5 protein-coding genes are annotated in these 23358 nt (G+C 71.4%); 1 reads left to right on the top strand and 4 read right to left on the bottom strand.

The genetic code is table 11. From position 1 onward, the window contains the following. Positions 1 to 66 precede the first annotated feature (66 nt). Positions 67 to 1278, top strand: a complete 1212-nt coding sequence (locus ABD256_RS16115) for a cytochrome P450 (RefSeq protein WP_344418466.1) — start codon at positions 67 to 69, stop codon at positions 1276 to 1278. 19 nt (positions 1279 to 1297) lie between these two features. Here ABD256_RS16115 and ABD256_RS16110 read toward each other — a convergent pair whose 3' ends face one another. From ABD256_RS16110 to ABD256_RS16095, 4 genes are read right to left on the bottom strand one after another with little or no spacing between them, the layout of a single operon-like run. After that, positions 1298 to 2125, bottom strand: a complete 828-nt coding sequence (locus ABD256_RS16110; protein ID WP_344418464.1) for a 2OG-Fe(II)-dependent halogenase WelO5 family protein — start codon at positions 2123 to 2125, stop codon at positions 1298 to 1300. A 9-nt stretch (positions 2126 to 2134) separates the two neighbouring features. Next, complete coding sequence (locus ABD256_RS16105) at positions 2135 to 3703, bottom strand: carbamoyltransferase C-terminal domain-containing protein (RefSeq protein WP_344418462.1); 1569 nt, start codon at positions 3701 to 3703, stop codon at positions 2135 to 2137. A 1-nt stretch (position 3704) separates the two neighbouring features. Continuing rightward, positions 3705 to 12617, bottom strand: coding sequence for an amino acid adenylation domain-containing protein (locus ABD256_RS16100; RefSeq protein ID WP_344418460.1), 8913 nt, complete (start codon positions 12615 to 12617; stop codon positions 3705 to 3707). After that, a complete protein-coding gene (locus tag ABD256_RS16095) occupies positions 12614 to 23338 on the bottom strand; it encodes an amino acid adenylation domain-containing protein (protein WP_344418458.1) in 10725 nt (3574 codons plus the stop codon). The genes ABD256_RS16100 and ABD256_RS16095 overlap by 4 nt, the downstream gene beginning before the upstream one ends. Positions 23339 to 23358: the final 20 nt, after the last annotated feature.

Here is a 23358-nt window from a genome sequence, read left to right as displayed (position 1 = left end):
AAGTTTACTGAGTACGTACAGCGAGTGCGGGAGCCCACTCCCGGCCGCCGTTCGAGGGGAGAAGTCATGACGTCGACGCCGCCGCGTCCGGTCAGCATGTCGCGCGAGCGCTACAGCCCGGGGCCCGATCTGTCCGACCGTGCGGGCACCGGCCTGCCGACCAGGACGGGCACCCCGTTCGGGGCATCCGCCTGGCTGGTCACCCGCCACGAGGACGTGCGGGCCGTGCTCGGCGACGCCAACCGGTTCAGCAGCGCGGGTCTCGCCCGCCACGCGGATCCCGCCGGGCGGCCGGAAACCGGCCTCACCGGCGAGCGGCAGTTCGCCGACGCGGCGTCATTCCTGGTCGGGCAGGACCCGCCCGCCCACACCCGCCTGCGCCGGCTGCTCGCTCCGGAGTTCACGATGCGCCGGATGCGCGCGCTGGAGCCTCGCGTGCGGGCCGCCATCGACGAAGTTCTCGACGACATGCGGGACGCCGGCCCGCCGGTCGACCTCGTCCAGAGCTTCGCGCTGCCCATCCCCTCCCTGGTCATCTGCGAACTCCTCGGCGTCCCCTACGCCGACCGGGAGCTGTTCCAGCAGTTGTCGGCGGTGCAGCTTCGGCTCACCGCCTCACGGCAAGAGCGGTTCGAAGCGTTCCTCGCGCTGCGCTCCTACCTGAGCGAACTCGTCGACCGGCATCGCGGTGCTCCCGGTGCCGACCTGATCGGCATGCTGATCCGCGAACACGACGAGGACGTCAGCCACGACGAACTGGTCGGTATCGCCCTCGTGCTGCTGATCGCGGGACATGAGACCACCGCCAGCGCACTGGGCGCGGGCACCGCGCTCCTGCTCGAACATCCGGGGCAGCTGGCCGCGATCCGCGACGAGCCCCAGTGTGTCGACGATGCTGTCGAAGAACTGCTCCGCTTCCTCACCCCGGTGCACTCCGGCCTGCCCCGGACCGTCACCGCGGACACCGTCGTCGGCGGGCGGGAAATGCGCACCGGCGATCTGGTGGTCCCGTCGCTGCCGATGGCCAACCGGGACCCCGGTCTCTCCCCCGCCCCGGACGATTTCGACATTTCCCGGAAACCGGTCGGTCACGTGGCTTTCGGCCACGGCATCCACCACTGCATCGGCGCGCCGCTGGCCAGATTGGAACTCCGGATCGCGCTGCCGGCGTTGCTACGGCGTTTCCCCCGGCTCCGGCTCGATCTCGATCCGGCGGACATTCCCTTCCGCAGCATGACGGCCGTGCACGGCGTCGACCGGCTTCCCGTCGCATGGTGATCGGATCCGGAGCGCGTGCTCACGTCCAGGTGACGACCGTCCGCTCGTCGACGAAACCCATCAGAAAGGAGATGTTGGTCCGGTTGCCGTGTGTTTCGTCGACGGCGTGGACGTGGGCGCCGTTGAAGACGTAGACGTCACCCTGGCGGATGTCGAGCCGGAGTTCGTCGAAGGGTTCGAGCAGTTCGGCGGGGTAACCGAATCCGGTGTGCTCGAGTCCCAGCCGTGCCCGGCATTCGTCGTCCGGCCTGATGTCCCACAGCACCAGCCGACCGCCCTCCTCGTGCTCGACGCACATGTTCACCGCGCAGATCTCGCGGTCCACCGCCCGCTGGATCTCGAAACCGGCCTGCCGCGGGTCACGGCACTGCGCCAGATCGTCGTGCGGCGCAAGGGAGAACGCCCCGGCGCCGGTCCACGCCCGCAGCAGCGCGGGACAGGCGGCGGCCCCGTCCATCCCGGCGGCACGCAGGGTCGCCGAGTCCTTGGCCAGTTCACCGGAAAGCCCGTCCCGGAAGGACTTCCACGGGGAATCGGGCACGTCGAGGATCTCCTCGACATCCGCGCGGACCTCCGCCGCCTCGGCGAGATAGGTCCGCACCGGCTTGTTCCAGTGGTAGGCGCCGACGTAGTGCGACGGCTCGCCCGGCCGGTGCCGCCTGCTCGGGCTGTCCCAGAACTTTGCCGTGGTGTTCTTCCTGGCGCCGGCCGGGATGACGTCCCGGAAGAGCACGCCGAGTCGCTGCCCGCGGAGCACCTCCACGACGAGAGCGGGATCGAATTCGTCCCGCTCCGCGAAGTGGAAGAACTCCGCGCCGCCCCGCCGCCCCGTTACTGCCTGGTCCATGAGCCCCTCCTATGCCGTCCGGCGGGTCACGAACGCGTCCTCCACGACGTACCCGTCCAGGCCGTGCTGTTCGCCGTATTCGATGAGATCGCTGGTCCGGTTGATGAAGCCGCGGCCGGAGAAGTTCAGCGAGGTGTTGCACAGCACGCTGAATCCGGTGATTTCGCGGAACGCCGCCAGCAGGGCGGCCATGCGCGGGTTCTGCCGCGGTGTCACGGTCTGCGCCCTCGCGGTCCCGTCCACATGGGTCACCGCGCGCAGCCGGTCCGAGCGCACGCTGCTGAAGTAGAGCATGTACGGGTCCGGAACCGAGCCTTCGAACCACTGGGCCGCATCCGACTCCAGGCAGATCGGCGCGATCGGCCGGTACCCCTCCCGCTGCTTGATCTTGTTCAGCCGGGTCGTGGTCTCCTGGCCGAACGGGGCGGCCAGGATCGACCGGTTGCCCAGCGCGCGCGGCCCCATCTCCCACCGGCCGCCGGCCCAGGCGATGATGTTGCCGTCCGCGAGGAACTTCGCCACTTCGGCGAAGTCGAGCGGACGGCGGTGGAACTCGGCCGGGTCGAAGGCCGTGTCCTCGACGAACGGGTCACCGGCGTAGACGTCCCATGACACGGACGCGGAACCGGTGTAGTGGAGTTGCGCGTCGATGGCCGTGCCCAGCGCGGAACCGCTGTCGTTCGGGCACGGGGGCACGAAGACCTCCGGGAACAGCCCGCACTCCCGCCAGCGGCGGTTCCATTCGCAGTTGAGCCCGCAGCCGCCGGAGATCAGCAGCGGCAGCCCTTCGGTGAGGTGCTCGGCCGCGTATTCGTGGAAGCGCTCGAAGATGGCGTCCGACAGCTTGGCCGCGACGTTCTTGTACGCCTGCGACTCCACGCCGATGTCGAGGTACGGCGACCAGGACATCTCGTCCTTGCCCAGGTTGAGGATGATCCCGTCCTGAGCGAGGATGAAGTCGATCAGCTCCCGCTCGGCCCGGTCCGGCCCGCCGGGTTCGGCGAATCCGGTCAGCGCCATCTGCTTGCCCGCGTCCTGCAGCCGGAGCAAACCCTTGTTCGCCGGGAACTTCGGGTCGGCGAGGGCGAACAGGTAGGCGTACTTGTTGCCGGGATCGGCCAGCACCTGGCGCAGGTGGGTGACCTCGCCGCGTTCGTCGGCACGGTAGAAGGAGCCGATGTTGCCCTCCCACACCAGGTGGTAGACCGGGTGTCCGGCAGGCACCGGCGCGAGCCCCTGCGCGCTCATGATGTGCGACCGTTCGTGCGTGGAGGAGAACCGCCGCACCGGGTGGCCGAACATGGTGCCGGGCACGTCGGTGACCGAGCCGGGGCCGACGCCAAAGTAGCCGGTCTGGGACTGCCGCTCCACCGAGCAGTTGCCCTTCACCCAGCCGCCGATGCAGACCACGTCGGGGAGCCGGTCGAGCCGTTCCAGCGCGGTCATCAGTATCTCGGCGGTGAGCGAGTTGTACCGCGGGAAGGAGTCCTTTTCGGACTCCAGCAGGAACAGCAGGTTGCCGTCCTCGAGTGCGGCGACCGCGCTGTCATGCCCTTCTTTGAAAGAAAGGATCAACATGTCATTCTTCCGTTTCGGCAAGGGTGACGATGGCTTCCAGTGCGGCCATCCAGTACTCGGCCAGCTTCCGCACCGCGTCTTCGGCGAGCACCCCGTCCAGCCAGCCCCAGAAGGCGGTCAGTTCGGCGCGCCCCGCTTGTCCTGCGATGTACACAGTGGACTCGAGAGCGTGCGACACCCGCATGCCCTCGTCCTGCCCGCCACCCAGGACGCCGGCCAGTTCGGCCGTCGGCGCCCAGTTCTGCGCGTCATCGGCGACCGTGAACCGGCCGAGGTAGTTGAACTTGAGCCTCGGCTGGGGCAAGGCGGCGAGCTGGGGCCGGGTACGCGGGTTCAGGTAGCGCAGCATCCCGTACCCCAGCCCGTTGTCCGGCAGGGCACGGAGCTGGTCCCGTACCCGCCGCACCGCGGTACCCAGCGCCGGTCCGGCCGCGAGCACCTCGTCCCATCCGATGTCCCCGGGATCGAACCAGGCTGGGAAGACGTTCACCAGCCAGCCGACGGTGCGTGAGCAGTCAAGGCCGGGCGAGATCGCGTCGCGGCCGTGCCCCTGCAGGTCGACCAGCAGTCCGGTGGTGGTCCCGGTGCGCCACCGCGCGACCGCGAGTGCCAGCGCGGTGTGCAGCGCGTCGTGCGCGCCCGCGCCGAAGGCCGCGGGCACCGCGGTCAGCAGGGCACGGGTGCGGTCGGCGGGCAGCCGGAGGACGAAACCGCGGCCCGCCGTCATCACGTCGCGCGCCGGATCCAGTTCCCTGCCGCCAAGCGGCGGGCCGGGCCGTCGGAGGATCTCGGTCCACAACGGCAGTTCGGCGATCCTGGCCTGGCTGCTCGCCTGCGCTTCCAGCTCCCGCGCCCATCGCCGTACCGAGGTGGCCGGGGGCGGCAGCCGCCCGGGCACGCCCGAGACCACCGCGTCACCGGCCACACCCAGCTCGCCGATCAGCACCCGCAAGGACACCGCGTCGATCACCAGGTGGTGGGCCATCATCAGCAGCCTGCCGGGCCGTTCGTCCCCGGCGTCGAACCAGACCGCCTGGACCATCACGCCCGAGTCCGGCGCGAGCCGCCGCTGCGCCGCGGCGAACTCGGCCGACATCAGCGCGGGATCCACCGCCCCGGTTGCCGGGTCAGATCTGTCCGAAGTGGACATGTCGACCCGGTGCAGCAGGTCCGCCGCGGACACCGTCCCCCGAGCCCCGATCTCCAGCGTCCAGCCGCCGGTGCGGTCGAGCCGCGACCGCAGCGCGTCGTGCCGGTCCAGCAGTGTGCCCAGCGCGGTCAGCAGCCCGGTTCGCGAAAGCCCGGCCGGGACGCGGACGAGCATGGCGAGGTTGTACTGCTCGATCGGGCCACCCAGCTCGGCGAGGCGCGCGATGATCGGTGTCGCGGGCACCGTCCCCACCGGATCGTCCGCGGTCGCCGAACCCGCTCCGTCGTGTGATCGGGCGACCTCGGCGAGACCGGCGACGCTCTGCCGGACGAGCACATCGCGGGGCGAGATCGTCAGGCCGGCCTCCCACGCCCTGCTGACCAGCTGGATCGACAGGATGCTGTCGCCACCGAGATCGAAGAAGCCGCCGTCGACACCGACCTCGGGCAGCCCGAGCACTTCCGCGAACAACCCGCACAGGATCGCCTCGGTCTCGTCGCGGGCCCGCCCGCCGGAGTCGAGTGCGCCGAAATCCGGGGCAGGCAGCGCGTCCCGGTCGAGCTTTCCGTTTGACGTCAACGGAAGCCGGTCCAGTACCACGAAACCGGCAGGCACCATGTGACCCGGCAGGCTCCGCGCGGCGTGCTCACGCAACTCCGGCGGCGCGGGCGGCTGCCCGGACGGCACCACGTATCCGACCAGGCGGCGCGTGCCGGGCTCGTCCTCTCGCAGCAGCACCACCACCTGTGACACCGCCGGGTGCCCGCCGAGCACGGACTCGATCTCGCCGGGTTCGATCCGGAAACCCCGCACCTTGACCTGGTCGTCCGACCGGCCGCGGTACTCCAGTGCCCCGTCGGCGCGCCTGCGCGCGAGGTCTCCGCTGCGGTACATGCGGGTTCCGCCTGCCGCGAACGGATCGGCCACGAATCGGGAGCCGGTCAGCGCGGGCCTGCCGTGGTAGCCCCTCGCGAGTCCCGCCCCCGCCACGTAGACCTCCCCTTGCGCCCCTGGCGGAACCAGGCGGAGCCGCTGGTCCAGCAGGTACACCCGCAGGTCGCCGAGCGCCTCGCCGAGCAGGCTCCCGCTCTCGTCCGCGCAGGTCCGATCGTCCAGCCGGAGCCGGGTGACGTGCACGGTGGTCTCGGTGATGCCGTACATGTTCACCAGTTCCGGTGCACCCTCCCCGTGACGCTCGAACCACTCCCGCAACCGGTTGAGCCCCAGCGCTTCCCCGCCGAAGATCACGTACCGCAGCGCGTGCTCGCCGAGCGGGGACTCCTTCTCCGCGGTGGCGAACTGGTAGAACGCGGACGGCGTCTGGTTCAGCACGGTCACCCGCTCCGCGCGCACCAGTTCGACGAAGTCCGCGGGCGACCGGCTGGTTTCCCGTGGCACGACCACGAGCCTGCCACCGTGCAGCAGCGGTCCCCACAGTTCCCACACGGAGAAGTCGAAGGCGTAGGAATGGAACAGCGTCCACGTGTCGTCGGCGCCGAAGTCGAAGTGCCGCCTTGCCGAGTCGAACAGGCGCACCACATTGCGATGGGTCACCACGACACCCTTCGGGGTGCCCGTCGAACCCGAGGTGTAGATGACGTACGCGGCGTTGTCCGGTGTGCAGCGAGAGGCGAAGCCTTCGTCGGGCAGGCGATCCAAGGCGGCGTCGGTCAGCACGACAGTGTCCACACCGGACACCGGGCGGGTCGCGACCACGACCTCGGGACGAATGTCGCCGAGCAGGAACGAGATCCGCTCCTCGGGGTAGTCCGGGTCGATCGGCGCGTAGGCCCCGCCCGCCTTGAGCACGGCGAGGATCGCGACCACCAGGTCGGGCGATCTCGGCAGCAGCAGGCCCACCCTGCGCTCGGGGCCCACACCGCGATCGGCGAGCAGGCGGGCCAGCCGGTTCGCGCGATCGTCGAGCTCGGCGTAGGTCAGGCGGTTTCCGTCACACACCACGGCGACGGCCGTCGGCGCGGCGGCCACGCGCGCTTCGAACAGCTCCGTCAGGGTGTGCGCCGGCGGCATGCCCTCCAGCGTCCCGCCGAGCAGCCGGCGCCGTTCCCCGTCCTCCAGCAGGTCCAGTTTCCCGATGCGCTGCTCGGGGTCGCCGGTCCAGTCGAGCAGTGCGCGGTGCAGCCGGTCCATGAGCATCCGCACTCCCGCGCCGGTGAACACGTCGGTGCGGTAGGACACGACGCAGGCCAGCGCGTCTGCCTGTTCGGTGACCTCGATGGACAGATCGAGCTTCGCCGTGTTCAGCTCGACCGGCTGCGGTTCCCAGCGCAGGCCGGGCAGCTCGAACTCGGGCCGGGGGTTGTTCTGCACCGTGAGCATGACCTGGAACAGCGGGTGGCGCGTCTGGGAACGGCGCGGGTTGAGCGCTTCCACCAGCTGCTCGAACGGCACGTCCTGGTTGTCGTACGCGGCGAGCACGGTCCGGCGCACGCGGCCGACCAGCTCCCGGAAGGTCGGGTCGCCCGCGGTGTTCGTGCGCAGCACCAGTGTGTTGAGGAAGCAGCCGACCAGATCCGTCAGCGCGTCGTCGGTGCGCCCCGCGATCGGGCTGCCGATCGGGATGTCGGTCCCCGCCCCCATCCGGCTGAGCAGCGCGGCCAACCCGGCCTGCAGGACCATGAACGGCGTCGTCCCGGTCTGCCGCGCGAGTTCGGCGACGCCCCGCTTGACCCGTGACGGCCACTCGAAGGTCTCGACGGCACCCCGGTGATCGGCGACCGGCGGGCGGTCCCGGTCGGCGGGCAGGGTGATCTCGTCCGGCAGCCCGGCCAGCGCGGTACGCCAGAACGCCAGCTGCCGCGAGAGCAGGCTGCCGGGGTCGTCCTCGGTGCCGAGCCGGTCACGTTGCCACAGGGTGTAGTCCACGTACTGGACGGGCAACGGCGACCACGCCGGGGCTTCGCCCGCGCACCGCGCGGCGTAGGCCTCGGACAGGTCGCGGAAGAACGGCACCAGCGACCACCCGTCGCCCGCGATGTGGTGCCAGACGCCGAAGAGCACGGTGGTGTCCGCGCCGAGGACGAACAGGTGCACCCGCAGCGGCGTTTCGCGGCCGAGGTCGAACTCGTGCCGCGCGGCGTCGGCGAGCCTGCCGGGCAGATCCTCCTCGGTCGCGGCCGCCACGTGCAGTTCCACGGACGGTTCTCCGACCACCTGTGCCGGGATGCCGCCGGTCTGCGGGAAGATCGTCCGCAGCACCTCGTGCCGGTCCACCACGTCGCCCAGCGCCGCGCCGAGCGCGGACCGGTCGAGCGAGCCGGTCAGCCGCAGGCTCCAGAACATGTTGTACGCCGGGCCGATCCCGTCGAGCTGCTGCAGGTACCAGAGCCGGCGTTGCGCGGACGAGAGCGGCAGGTGTTCCGGTCGCGGACGACGGCGCAACGGCATGCGCGCGACCTCGACATCGTCGAGCAGCCTGCTCAGCTCGGCCACGGTCGGCGACTGAAACACGTCGCGGACCTTCAACTCGGCGTCGAGCACCGTCCGCGCCCTGCTGACGAACCTGGTGGCCAGCAGCGAGTGCCCGCCCAGATCGAAGAAGCCGTCGTCGACGCCGACCGAGGGAACGCCGAGCACCTCGGCGAACAGTCCGCACAGGATTTCTTCGCGCGGGGTGCGCGGCCCCCTGGTGCTCTCGGTGAGGCCGAACTCCGGGGTTGGCAACGCCCGTCGATCGAGTTTTCCGTTGGGGTTCAACGGAAACTCGTCAAGGAGCAGTATCGCCTCCGGCAGCATGTGGTCCGGCAGCCGCTCGCGCAGGTGCCCCGCCAGCGACTCGGTGAGGCCGGCGGTTTCCAGGGAAGCGGCGGGGCGGGTGGTGTAGTGCGACAGCGGGTGGTCACCGGAATCGGCCGCGCGGTACACGTCCACCGGCGCGCGCGATCCGATCCGCGAGGTGGGCACGAACACGGCGTCCAGCTCCGCCTCGGCCGCCGACCACGTCGTCCCGGCCCAGTGGCCGAGCCGGTCTCCGAGCGCGTGCAGGGACTCCGGGTCCACCGCCCCGGCATCGGCGGCGGTCAGCCCGCGGGCCACGTCCAGTACCTTGCCGAGACCGGTCCCTGCCTGGAGTTCCTTGGTGGCGGCCACTTCGACGGCCAGTCGCCGGTTGGGCACGCCGGTGACCCGCAGCCCGCCGTCCGCCTCGGCCAGCATCCGGGCCAGCCGGTCGAGATCGGTGAGGTCGCGGCCCCAGCGGACCCGTGGCAGGTCGCTCAGGGACACCAGGGCCCCGGTGGGCTTCCGGTGCAGGACGACGTCGTAGCGGTGGCGGGTCAGCTCGTTGTGGTGGGTGCCGCGTTGCAGCCGGATGTCGACGCCGCCGATCGCGGCGACCCGGCGGCGGAGCGCGGTGAAGAACTCCGGGGCGACGAGGAGTTCCTTGTCCAGCAGCACATCCTGTTCGATCACCCGGCGCAGCGCGCCCGCCTCGCCGGAGTCCTTGGCCCTGCCGAGCCGGACGGCGGTGTGGAAGTACCGGCGGGTGCGCGGATTGCGCAGGTCGCCGATGAACATGGCGCCACCGGGCACGAGCAGCCCCACCGCGCGCTCGATCACCTCGGCGAGGTATTCGTGGTCGGAGAAGTACTGCGCCACGGAGTTCAGCACGACCGTGTCGAAGAACCCCGTCGGCAGGCCGTCGACCTCGTCGGCCGCCTGGGTGCGCAACTCCACGCGGTCCGCGAGATCGGGGCGCCTGGCCACCTGCGCGCGGAGCGTCTCGATCAGCGGAGCGGAGAAGTCCACGCCCCAGTAGGCCGAGCAGTCCGGCGCGAGTTCGGCCAGCAGCAGTCCCGTGCCGACGCCGAGTTCCAGCACCCGCCGCGGCCGCAGCTCCCGGATCCGGTCGATGCGCGCCGCCCGCCATTCCCGCATCTCCTCCAGCGGGATCGGCCTGCCATCGTAGCTGGACTCCCAGCCGGAGAAGTTCTCCCCCAGTTCGTGGGCGAACGGATCGGGATTCGTCACCGCGTCGTAGACGCCGCGCCACTCCTCGATCTGCGCCCGCGCCAGTTCGGCGTCGACGTCCGGCGCACCGGCCGGGACGACGTAGCCGACCAGGCGCTTGTCGCCCGGCGTGTCCTCGCGGACGACGACGGCGGAATGCGCCACACCAGGATGGGCGTCCAAGGCGGCCTCGATCTCGCTCGGCTCGATCCGGAAGCCGCGGATCTTGACCTGGTCGCCGGTCCGCGCGACGAAGCACAACCGGCCGTGCTCGTCCCACCTGGCCAGATCGCCGGTCCGGTACATCCGCCCACCGGGGGCGGGGCCGAACGGGCCGGCCACCCAGGTCGCCGCGGTGAGGCCGGGCCGGTGCACGTACCCGCGGCCCAGCGCCTCGCCGGCGAGGTACACCTCGCCGGTCGCCCCGATCGCGACCGGCCGCAGCTCGGCGTCGAGCAGGTAGGCCCTGGTGTTCTGAATCGGCCCGCCGACCGGGATCGGGCCGCCCGTCGCGGTGGCCGGATCGTAGGTGTGGCAGCAGGAAAGGCCGCTCACCTCGGTCGGCCCGTATCCGTTGACGACACGAAGATCCGGGCACCGCTCGGCCAGTGTGGCGCAGTGTGCCGGGGAAAGCACGTCCCCGCCGGGGACCACCTGGCGCAGCCCGGCCAGCGCGCCGGGGTCGGCGTCGACGATCTCGTGGAACAGGCCGCTCGGCAGGTACGAAGTGGTGACGCCGTGCGCGCGGCAGAAGGCACCCAGCTCGGCCACCGACGGAATCCCCGGCGGGAAGACCGCGACGCCGGCGCCGTTGAGCAAACCGGTCCACAGCTCGGTCACCGAGATGTCGAAGGACAGGGATGCCATGTGCAGCACCACATCCGTGTGCTCGACGTCGACGAAGACCGGTGCCCAGGCGAGCCGCACGATGGCCTCGTGCCCGAGCACGGCACCCTTGGGAGTCCCGGTCGAACCGGAGGTGTACAGCACGCACGCGGCGTTGTTCGCGGCAGGCCGGATACCGGGCCTGGTCGACGGAAAGGCCTCGGTTTCTCCGTCTTCCGGTACGACGATCCGGCCCGACCGGTCCGGCAGGCGCTCGAGCAGGTGCCGCTCGGCGAGCACCAGCCTGCTCCGGGTGTCGGACACCATGAACGCGAGGCGCTCGCGCGGATAGGACGGATCGAGCGGCACGTAGGCGCCGCCCGCCTTCAGCACCGCCAGCGCGGACACGACGAACCCCACACCCCGTTCGGCGCACAGGCAGACCGGCTCGTCGCGCCGCACGCCCAGACCGATCAGCCGGTGCGCCAGGCGATTGGCGCGCTCGTCCAGTTCGCCGAAGGTCAGCGAAAACCCGTCACCCACGAGCGCCGTCGCGTCGGGCCCGCGATCGGCGGTCGCCTCGAACAACTCCACGATGGACCGCGCGGGGAGGTCGCGGCCGGTGTCGTTCCACGCGACGAGAACGGTTTCGCGGTCGGCGTCCGGCAACAGGTCGACCACACCGACCGGGCTGTCCACATCGGACACGACGGCTTCGAAGAAGTTCTTCAGCCGACGGGTGATCGCCTCGGCCGCCGCGCGATCGAACAGCTCGGGCTTGTGGTCGACCCGCAGCAGCAGCTCCTCACCCGGCATCACCATCAGCGCCAGCGGGTAGTGCGCGCCGTCGCGTCCGGTCACCCCGGACACCGTGATCCCCGGCGCCGGACCGGCCAGTGCGGCCGGGTCCGTCGGATAGTTTTCCAGCACCGCCGCCGTGTCGAACAGCTCACGCGTCCCCGCCACCTGCTGGATCTCGGTCAGGCCGAGGTACTGGTGCACGAGCAGCTCGGACAGCTCGTGCTGCAGCCGGGTGAGCATGGCGCGCAGCGGTTCCCGCGGGTCGAACCGGATCCGCGCGGGCACGGTGTTGGCCAGCAGCCCCACGATGCTGCCGACACCCTCGATCTCGGGTGGCCGCCCGGAGGCCGTCATGCCGATCGTGACATCGGTCCGCCCGGTCAGTGAGCCGATCAGGACACCCCACGCCGCCTGTACGAGCGTGTTGAGCCGCAGGTCGTGCCGACGGCACACGTCGCCGATGGCCGTGGTGAGTGCACGCGACAGCGGCAGCCAAACCGTTCCGGTGAGCTGCCCCGCCCTGCCCTGTTCCGGTGGCGCCACCAGGGTCGGCTCGTCCACATCGGACAGAGCAGCGCGCCAGGCCTCCCTTGCCGTGGCCTTGTCCTGCCCGGCCAGCCAGCCGAGATAGGACCGGTACGGGGTCGCGGGCGCCAACCGGGTCTCGTCGCCGCCGTTGCCGTACAACGCGAAGAGCTCGCGGAACAGCAACTGCCCCGACCAGCCGTCCAGCAGCAGGTGATGGCTGGTCTGCACCAGGCGGCAGCGGTTCGGCGCCAGGCTGACCAGCGTGTACCTGATCAGTGGCGGCCGGGTCACGTCGAACCCGCGCGCGCCGTCGGCCGCCATCACCTCGTCCAGCGCTCCGGCCTGTTCCGCGGCACCGAGCCCGGTCAGGTCGACCACCTGCCACGGCAGTTCCACCGAGCGCGGGATCACCGCCACCGGTTCCCCCGACTTCCGCTCCAGGAAGGCGGTGCGCAGGTTCGGGTGCCTGCGCAGCAGCGCCTCGGCCGCGAGCCGCAGGCGGTCCGCGTCCACCTCGCCGTCGAGGTCGACGCCGATCTGGACGACATAGACGTCGACACCGTCCTCGTCGTAGCGGGAGTGGAACAGCAGTCCCTCCTGCAACGGCGACAGCGGTAGCACGTCCTCGATCCCCTGGGTCACCTTCGCTCCTCCGGTGCTGCCAGCCTGACGGCGAACTCGTCGAGTTCGGCCTGGCTCACGCTGATCAGCGGTTCGTCCGCTTCCGTCCGCTCCACGGCTGGAGCCGCCGTGGTCGCGACGGCGGCGAGGGCGGCAACGGTCTTGTGCCGCAGCACATCGGCGACGGTGACGACCAGCCCGGCCGCCCGTGCTCTGCCGATCAGGTCGATCAGCAGGATGCTGTCGCCGCCGAGCGCGAAGAAGCTCGACTCCGGCCCCGCCCCCGGGATGCCGATCACTTCGGCGAACAGTCCGCAAAGGATTCGCTCGCGGTCGTCGCGCGGGGCGCGGTCGGTTCTGGCGGCGGCCTCGCCGGGGTACGGCAGGGCGGCGCGGTCGAGTTTTCCCGATGTCGTCAGGGGAAGCCGGTCGAGCACGACGAACACCGGGGGCACCATGTGGCCCGGCAGCGAGCTCGCCAGGTGGAGCCGTACCTCCTCCGGCGACGGCCCGTCCCCGCCCGCGACGAGGTAGCCGACCAGCCGCCGCCTGCCGGAGGGGCCGGCGGCCGCGATCACCGCCGCATCGGCGATGTCCGGGTGCGTCCGCAGTGCCGCCTCGATCTCGCCCGGTTCGATCCGGTAGCCGCGCACCTTCACCTGCGTGTCGACGCGCCCGTGGAAGATCAGCTCGCCAGTGGGCAGCCAGGCCACGACGTCCCCGGTCCGGTACATTCGCGCGCCAGGGGCCGGGCCGAACGGGCACGGCACGAAGCGCTGGGCGCTCAGGCCGGGGCGGTCGAGGTATCCGCGCGCCAGCCCGGGACCGGCGACGTAAAGCTCACCGCGCACCCCCGGCGGCACCGGGCGGAGGTGGTCGTCCAGCACGTACACCCGGTTGCCGGTGACCGGCCTGCCAATGGGCGGGACGGGGTCGTCCCCGGTCAGCGGCGCACTCGCGAGGACGCAGACCGTGGTCTCCGTCGGGCCGTAGGCGTTCACCACCCGGTGCCCGCCCGACCACACCGTCGCCAGCTCGGCCGGCAACGCCTCGCCCGCGCTCACCAGCGTGACATCGGACGGCAGTGATCCGGCAGGCAGTGCCCGGAGCACCGCGGGTGGCAAGGTCACCTGGGTGATGGCGTACCGGGTGATCGTCTCGGCCAGCGGCGCGCCAGGAGCCAGGTGCTCGCGGTCGGCCAGCACCAGGCACGCGCCGGACACCAGTGCGCGGCAGAGATCGTCGATCGAGGTGTCGAAGCTCGGCGAGGCGAACTGCAGGACGCGGGTCCCCGGCCCGGCCCCGATGTGCCCGCCGAAGCCCGCGGCCAACGCGGCGAGCCCGGTGTGCTGGACCACGACGCCCTTGGGCCGCCCGGTGGAGCCCGAGGTGTAGATGACGTAGGCCGTGTTGTCCACGCGCAACGGGGACACCCTGTCCTCGTCGGTGACGGGCGCCGCGGAGTCGCCGAGATCGCCCGGCGACGGGTACGGGGTAACGGGTCCCGGCAGGCGGTCCGCGACGGCGGGGTCCGCCAGCAGCATCCGTGCGGCCGAATCGGACACCATGAAGGCGATCCGCTCGTCGGGGTAGCCGGAGTCGATCGGCAGGTACACCGCACCGGCCTTCCAGACGGCGAGCTGCGCGGTCACCAGGTCCGCCGAGGCAGGCATCGCCACCGCGACCACGTCCTCGGGCCCCACACCGAGGCTGATCAGCCAGCGAGCCACTCGGTTGGCGCGATCGTCGAGTTCGCGGTAGGTCAGCCGGACCCGATCGTCGACGACCGCCGGCGCGTCGGGTGCCGACGCCGCCCTGCTTTCGAACAACGCGGGCATCGTCGCGGGACGCACCCACGGGCAGGCGTCGTTCCACTCCACGAGCATCCGGTGGCGTTCTTCGCCGGTGAGCAGCGGAATCTCGCGAAGTGACCGGTCCGGGTTCGCGGTCACGTGTTCGGCCAGCAGCACCAGGTGTCCGGTCATCCGGCGGATGGTGTCCACATCGAACAGTTCGGTGCTGTACTGCACCACCGCGTCGAGCGTGCCGTCCGGCCGCCGTTCGAAGTGGAAGCCCAGCTCGAACTGCGTGGCTCGCCGCGGCAGGCGGAACTCCCGCGCCCGCAGACCGGCCGGGGCGAACCCGGCGGACGGGGCGTCCCGCATCCCCAGCATGACCCGCGCCAGCGGAGTCCCGCTGGTGTCCCGCTCGGGATTGAGCTCCTCGACCAGCTTGCCGAACGGCACGTCCTGGTGCGCGTAGGCGGCCCGCACGGTCTCGCCGACACCGGTGAGCAGCTCGGCGAAAGTACGCGACTCGTCGATGTCCGACCGCAGCACGAGGGTGTTGACGAAGAAGCCGACCAGATCTTCCAGCCCCACCCGGTCCCTGCCCGCGGTCGCCGTCCCGATCGAGATGTCCCGCTCGCCGCTGTAGCGCGCCAGCAGCACCTGGGTCACCGCCGCCACGGTCATGAACAACGTGGTGCCGTTGGCCCTGCCCAGCGCCAGCAGCGCCGAGGTCAGCTCCTCGCCGACGCTGAACGGGTGCAGCGCCCCGGCCGCACTCCGGACCGGCGGCCGCGGCCGGTCCGTCGGCAGCTCGACCGGGACGACCCCGGCCAGCTGGGAACGCCAGTACGCCAGCCCGCCCTCGGGGTCGGTGCGCCACCGATCCCGTTGCCACAGCGTGTAATCGGTGTACCGCAACGGCAGTTCCGGCAACCGTGCCGGTTCCCCGGCAACCGCCGCGTCGTAGCGTGTGCCCAGTTCACCGGTCATGATCTCCATCGACCAGCCGTCCGTGATGATGTGGTGCGCCGACATCACCAGCACGTGCTCGTCCTCGGCCGTGCACACCGTCAGCAGGCGCAGCAGCGGCCCGGTCCGCAGGTCGAACGGCGTCGCCGACTCCGCGTCCAGTATCCGGTCGAGTTCGCCCGCGCGGCGCGGTTCGTCCACATTGGACAGATCGATCGCGCGGATCGGCACGGTGACCGCGTCGTGCACCACCTGGACACCACGGCCGTCGACTTGCCCGAACGTCGTGCGCAGCGAGCCGTGCCGCGACACGAGGCCGTCCACCGCCACCCGGAGTGCGGCGGGGTCCAGCGTGCCGGTCAGCCGCCAGCCGATGCTGAGGTTGTACTCCACGCCGCCCGGTGCGAGCTGGTCGAGGAACCAGAGCCGTTCCTGTGCGAAGGACAGCGGCACGTCGGACCGGTGGGCACGCGGCACGAGCGTCTCGCGCTCCGCGCGCAGCCCGGCGACCACCTCGGCGATACCGGCGGGGGTCGGATGGTCGAACACCGCGCGCGGGGACAGTTCGACGCCGAGGCCGGATCGGACTCGCGACACCACCCGCATGCTGCGGATCGAATCCCCGCCCAGTGCGAAGAAGTCGTCGTGGACACCGGCCCGCTCGATGCCGAGCACCTCCGACCACACGGCGCACAGCAGCCGCTCCACGTCGTCACGAGGTGCCGCGTACTCCCGCTCGATCGCGGGCCGCAGCGCGGCAAGGGCCGTGCGGTCGAGTTTCCCGTTGGTGGTCACCGGAAAGGCGTCCACGGTGACGAACGCCGACGGCACCAGGTACCCGGGCAGCCTCGCCGCCGCGAACTCGCGCAACCGCGCCTCCCCCGGCGCCTTCCCGCGGGGCACGGTGAATGCCACCAGCTGTGGCGGGTCGCCGACGGCGAGCACGGCGACCTCGGCGATCCCCGGATGCGCCGCCAGCACTGCTTCGGCCTCGCCCGGCTCGACCCGGTTGCCGCGGATCTTGACCTGATCGTCCACCCTGCCCAGGAATTCCAGTTCCCCCTCGGCGGACCACCGCGCCAGGTCGCCGGTGCGGTACATCCGGGCGTCCACCTCGAACGGATTCGCCACGAACCGCGACGCGGTCAGGCCGGGCCGCCCCCGGTAGGCGGTCGCGAGCTGGTCCCCTGCCAGGTAGAGCTCCCCTGGCACCCCGACCGGAACCGGGCTCAGGTCCTGGTCGAGCACGTACGACCGCGTGTTGGCGACCGCGCGGCCGATCGGCACGGCGGGCACACCGGAGCGGCACGGCCACCACGTCACGTCGATGGCGGCTTCGGTCGGTCCGTAGAGGTTGTGCAGCGGCACGTCGAGCCTGCGGTACCAGCGCTCGACGAGCTCGGCGGACAGGGCTTCGCCGCTGCTCAGTACGTTCCGCAGCCCGGTGCACGCCGAGGCGGCGGGAGCATCGAGGAACGCGCCGAGCATCGAGGGTACGAAGTGGGCAGTGGTGACCCCGTGGCCGCGGATGAGCTGGGCCAGGTAGTCCGGGTCACGGTGCCCGCCCGGCCTGGCGAGCACGAGTCCGGCGCCGGTCAGCAGGGGCAACAGCAGTTCCCAGACCGAGACGTCGAACCCGATGGACGTCTTCTGCAGAACCCGGTCGTCCGCGCGAAGCCCGAACGCGGTCCGCATCCAGCACAGGTGCCCGACGATCGCCCGGTGCGACACCGCGACAGCCTTGGGCTGCCCGGTGGAACCGGAGGTGTAGATCAGGTAGGCGCTCGCCGGCGGGGGAACGACCACCTCGGGTGGAGTGCTCGGGTAGTCGGACAGCGAGTCCAGGACGACCGGTACGACACCATCGGGCACCGGGTCCGCGGCGCCCGGCAGGGTGATCACCACGCGCGCGGAGCTGTCGGCGAGCATGAAGGCGGCCCTTGCCGCCGGATACTCGGGATCGACAGGCAGGTAGACACCACCCGCCTTGAGCGTGCCCAGCACGGCGACGGCGAGTTCGGCCGATCTCGGCAGCCGGACGGCCACCGGGACTTCGACCCCGGCACCGAGTTCCCGCAGCCGGTGCGCCAACCGGTTCGACCACTCGTCGAGTTCCCGGTACGACAGCGTTTCCCCGTCGAAGAGCACGGCGAGCGCGCCGGGTCGTGCCACCACCTGATCGGCGAACAGCTCGGGCACCGGCCGCTCGGCCGGGTACCCGGCCGCGGTGTCGTTCCAGTCGCGGACCACCCGGTCGTATTCACCGGGCAGCAGGACGTTCGCGCGCGCGGCCGGTTCCCCCGGAGTGACGCCGACGGTGTCGAGCAGGCCGGTGAGCCGGGCGAGGAACTGGGTCGCGAACTGCTCGGTGGTGCGGTGGCCGAGCCGCAGCCGCAACCGCCTGCCCGGCACGACGGCGAGGGTCAGCGCGTAGTGCGTGTCGTCGGAGACGTGCAGGTCCCGCAGCCGGAGGTCCGCGAACTCGGCCAGCCGGTCCTCGTCGAACGGGTAGTTCTCGAACACGAGCAGGGTGTCGAACAGGTCCGCGCACCCGGCCAGCCGCTGGATCGAGGGCAGGTCGAGGTGCTGGTGCGGGATCAGCTCGGCCTGGTCATCGCGCAGCCGCCCGAGCAACCCGGACCACGGCTCGGCGCGGCCCGTCCGGACTCGCACCGGCACGGTGTTGATGGACAGGCCGATCATGTCCTCGATCCCGGGGACCTGCGGCGGGCGGATGGCAACGGTGGCACCGAAAACGACGTCCTCGCGCCCGGTGAGCCTGCCGATCAGCACGGCCAGTGCCGCCTGCAGCACCGTGTTCAGGGTGACGCCGTGCGCACGGGCGGCGTCGGCGAGGCGTGCCGTCTGCTCCTCCGACAGGGCGACCGTCAGGGTGCCGGCCGCCGCATTCGCCGTTCGAGGCGGCGACACGAGCGCCGGACCGGGAAGCTCATCGAGCGCGGTCCGCCAGGCCCTGCTCGCCGAGACCCGGTCCTGACCACCGAGCCACGCCAGGTAGTCGCGATAGGACGGCGCCGCGGGCAGCTCGGTTTCCTTGCCGTACAGGGTGAACAGCTCCCGCAGCAACAACGGCATCGACCAGCCGTCGAGCAGCAGGTGGTGGTGGGTCAGCACGACCAGGTGCCGCCGGTGCGCCAGCTTGACCAGCGTCAGGCGGAACAGTGGCGGCGAGCCGGTGTCGAACCCGGCCGCGCGGTCGGCGGCGAGCAGTTCGGCCACCCGATCACCGTCGTCCACATCGGACAGATCCGTGGCGGTCAACGGCAGGGTGACCGCGGCGGGCACGATCTGCACCGGGTCGCCGAACTCGCGGGCGTGGAAGCCCGCCCGCAGGTTCGGGTGCCGGGCCAGGAGCGCCTCGCCCGCCGCGCGGAGCGCCACCGGGTCCAGGTCGCCTTCGACGTCGAGCCGCAGTTGGACGAGGTACGCGTCGTCGACGCGATCGTGCGCGTGGAACAGCAGTCCCTGTTGCAGGGGTGTCATCGGCAGGATGTCCGCGATCCCGGGGCCGTACCGTTCGATCTCCTGCCGCGAGACGCGCACCAGCGGGAAGTCGGACGGGAAGTGCGCGGGTGCCGCGCGGTGCCCGCTGAGGTCGCGCAAGGCGTGGAACCACGACTCGGCCAGTTCCCGGACGTCCTTTTCGGACAGCACTCCGGACGGCCACGACCAGTGCGCGACCAGGCACCGGCCGCCGTCGCCCTGCTGCGCCAGCGCGTTGACCTCCAGCGCGTGCCGCATCGGGAGGTCGGGATGGCGGCCACCGTCGAAGGTGTGGCCCGCGTCGACCCGGCCGAGGTAGTTGAACCCGAGCTGCGGACCGGGCAGCGCGGCGAGCACGTCGCGGGTGGCCGGGTTGAGGTAGCGCAGCAAGCCGAAGCCGATCCCGTTGCCCGGAACCGTACTGAGCTGTTCCTTGACCCGCTCCAGCGCGTCCGCCCCCGTGGCACGGCCAGGATCGAGCCGCACCGGGTGCATGCTGGTGAACCACCCGACCGTGGCGGACAGGTCGGCACCCGGAGCCGCCGCCTCCTGGCGGCCGTGCCCTTCCAAGTCCACGAGCACACCGGCACCGTCCTGCCCGCGACGACGGCGCCACCCGGTCACCGCGAGCGCGAGGCCGGTGAGCAGCACGTCGTTGACGCCGCAGTGGAACGCGGCGGGCAGGTCGATCAGGACGCGTTCGGAGACCTCCGGCGGCAGCGACAAGGTGAGCTCCCGACCGGTTGCGGTCAGGTCCCTCGACGGGTCCAGCCTGCGGTTTCCCGTCACCGGCTCCGTGCTGTCCAGTACCGAGCGCCAGTAGGGCAGTTCCGCGACGACTTCGGGCTGCCGCGCTCGCTCGGTCAGCGCGATCGCCCACCACCGGAACGAGCTTCCGGCCGGTTCGGGGACCCGGACTCCCCGCACCGCGGCGAGGAACTGGGGGATCAGGATGCGCCAGGACACCCCGTCCACCGCGAGGTGGTGGATCGCCAGCAGCACCCGGCCTGGCCGAGCCGGGCCCGCGTCGAACCACACCAGCCGGACGATCGCGCCGGCGTCAGGGTCGAGTTCCGCTTGCGCGGCGGCGCTTTCCCGGTCGAGCACGGCCTGCGGGTCCGGTCCGGCCAGCTCGACCCGGCGCAGGCAGGCCAGTTCCGCCCCGGCCTCTCGCGGCTCGATGACCAGGCCACCGTCGACCGCACGGATACGCAACGCGTCGTGCAGGTCCAGCAGCACGCGCAGCGCGGCGGCGAGTTCGGCTTCGCCGACGCCCTCCGGCAGGTCGATCAGCACCGACTGGTGGAATTCTCGCAGCGACCCGCCGGTCTCGGCGAACCACTCCATGATGGGCGTTCGCGGGCAGGCGCCGACACCGTCGCCCGCTTCGCCACCGCGGTGCGGCCGTTCGTCACCGGCCACCCTGGCGAGCCCGGCGGGAGTCCGGCACAGCGCCACGTCCCTCGGCTCGATCACCAGCCCGGCGGCACGGGCACGCCCGATGAGCCGCAACGACATGATGCTGTCGCCACCGAGGTCGAAGAAGCCGTCGTCGACCCCGACCCGCGGCACGGCCAGCACCTCGGCGAACAGTTCGCAGAACCGTTGCTCGACCGGGTTTCGCGGCGACCCCGCACCGGACATCCCAGCGAAGTCGGGGGCGGGCAGCGCCGCCCGGTCCAGTTTGCCGTTGGCGGTGACCGGCAGTTCGGGCAGCGCCACGACGGCCGAGGGAACCAGGTAGTCCGGCAACGCGGCCCGAACGTGTTCGCGGAGCTGGACCGCGTCAGCGCTATCAGCGCTGTCAGCGCTATCAGCGCTATCGCCGGCGAGCACGACGTACCCGACGAGCCGCTTCTCCCCCGGCCGGTCGGTGCGGACGACCACCGCGGCCCGGCGTACCGCGGGATGGGCGGCGAGGGCGGCCTCGACCTCACCGGGCTCGATCCGGTGGCCGCGGATCTTGACCTGGTCGTCAGCGCGGCCGACGAACTCCAGGCTCCCGGCACTGGTCCAGGCCACCAGATCGCCGGTGCGGTACATCCGGCCCGTACCGCGGGCGAAGGGATCGGCCACGAACGCGGTGGCCGTCGGCCCCGGTCTTCCGTGGTACCCCCGCGCCTCACCGCCGCCCGCGAGGTACAGCTCCCCTGGGACACCGGGTGGCACCGGGCGCAGCCGATCGTCCAGCACGTACGCACGGCTGTTGTCCATCGGCCGCCCTATCGGGACCAGTGCGGCGTCGGTCCCGGCAAGTTCCTGGCTGACCGCGAAGGTGGTGAACTCGGTCGGCCCGTAGACGTGGACGACCGCCGTGTCCGGGCACTGCTCCAGGACGCGCCGGATCGCCGACGGCGATGCCTGCTCCCCACCGGTCCAGATCTCGCGCAGTCCGGTGAAGGAGTCCGGGGCTTCGTCCGCGAAGTGGTTGAAGAGCGCGGTGGTCACAAAGGCCGCGGTGATGCCGGATCCGGCGACCAGTCGCCGGAGCGACGACGCCGTCAGCTCCGCGGTGCTGACGACGACCTGTCCCCCGGTGAGCAGGGGGACCCAGATTTCGTAGGTGACGGCGTCGAAGGCGACGGAAGAGTGCAGCGGTATCCGCCGGTGCGCGTCCCAGCGGTGGTCGCGGGCAAGGCTGACCACGGCCTGGTGCGGTATCGCGACGCCTTTCGGCGTACCGGTGGAACCCGAGGTGTACATGAGGCAGGCCGTCTGCCGTGCGTCCATCCCGACCGCGGGCGGGGTGTCCGGGGCGGAGTCGTCCTCATCGACGATCGGAACGCCTGTCGCGACGGCCACCGCTCGATTGCCCTGATCGGTGAGTACCGCCACGACATCGGCATCCGCCGCCACCCGGCGCAGCCGCCCGGGAGGCGAGCCGGGGTGCAGCGGGACGTAGCAGCCACCCGCCTTCAGCACCGCGAGCATGGCTACGACCAGATCCACCGACCGGTCCATCAGCAGCGCCACCCGGGACTCCCTCGTCACTCCGGCGGCGATGAGCCGGTGTGCCAGCCGGTTCGACCGCCGGTGCAGGTCCGCGTAGCTGAGCGTTTCTCCGGCGGAGACGACGGCGGGGGCGCCGGGGTGACGTTCGGCGCGGCCGGCGAAGACCTCGTGGACGCACCTGTCCGGCAACGGCTCGGTGGCGGTGTCGTTCCACTCGGTGACGACGCGGTCCCGTTCGGCGGGGGTGAGAATGTCCAGCGCGCCCACCGCGGTGGCCCCTTCCGTGCCGGCGATGATGTCGAGCACCCGGAGGAACCGGTCGTGGTGAGCGGCGACTTCGCCGGTGTCGTACCGGGCCGAGTTGCCGTCGGTGAACGCCTGCACCCGGTCTCCGCCCGGCCGGAGCAGGAATCCGACCGACAGATCGTCAACGGGACCGGGGCTGAACTGGTGCGTCACCGCTTGGGCCGGGCCGAACCGCTGGGCGTAGTCGAACGGCAGGATGTTGATCGTCAGCCCGGGGATCAGCTCACCCGGCCCGGTCCGGCCGAGATCACGGCGGAGGTCCTCCGCCCGGTAGCGCCGGTGCTCCAGCGCGAGGCGCAGTTCCCGTTCGGCGTCGGCGATCAGTGCCGTGATCGGCATGTCGTCGTGCACCGCGACCCGGATGGGAAGCACGTGCGCGACGAACGCGGGCACGTTCGCGTCCGCGTCGTGCTGCGCTCCGACCGCGAACCCCACGACGACGTCGGTCGCGCCGGTCATCCGCCGCAGGAGCACCGCGGCGGCGGCGAGCAGCATCGCGGGAAGGCTCGCCCCCGCGGCCCGCGCGGCTCGGCGCCAGCGGGCAGGACGGGCGCGCTCCAGCGCCGCGCTTTTTCGCACGGCGGGGAGCAATCGCGTGTCCGATCGACGCGAAAGACTTGGCACGAAAGGAAGATCGGCCATCCGGCGGATCCAGAACGCCCGGTCGGCGACGAAGTCCGCACCGGCACGGTAACCGGCTTCCTGCCGCAGCAGGGACTCCAGAGATCCGAACGCGGATGGCCCGGGGCCGACGCCTTCGATGAGCGAGTGGTAAACCTCGGCCGTTCGCTTGACGACCATGCTCAGGCCCCGGCCGTCGATGACGACGTGGTGATATCGGTGGTACCAGAGGAAGCGCTCGTCCCCGACCTGCAGGAGAACCGTGGTGAACAGTGGCCCGCCGGGCAACGCGAACGGTTTCGCGAGCTCGTCCCGCATGAATTCGTGAGCGGCGGCGATCGCGTCGCCGTGCGCGCGAAAGTCGATCCGGGCGAACGAGCTTTCCGGCACCGGCCCCGGCACCTGCACGGGACCGTCGGCGATGGTGGCGGTCAGCGTCCCGGTTTCCGCCACCGTGTGCCGCCAGGCCCGCTCCAGCGTAGCCGGATCCAGCCCCACGGTGAATTCGAAGTACTGGGCCAGGTTGTAGCGCGGGTTCACCGGATCCAACTGCTGAGCGAGCCACATGCTGTGTTGCGCAGCCGTCAAGGACAGTTGCATGCTGCATTCCCCCACTCCTG

The organism is Amycolatopsis minnesotensis, from assembly GCF_039529815.1.
Taxonomy (GTDB): domain Bacteria; phylum Actinomycetota; class Actinomycetes; order Mycobacteriales; family Pseudonocardiaceae; genus Amycolatopsis; species Amycolatopsis minnesotensis.
Note: the sequence above shows the minus strand (reverse complement) of the source record. Positions and strands in the feature narration are given on the sequence as shown.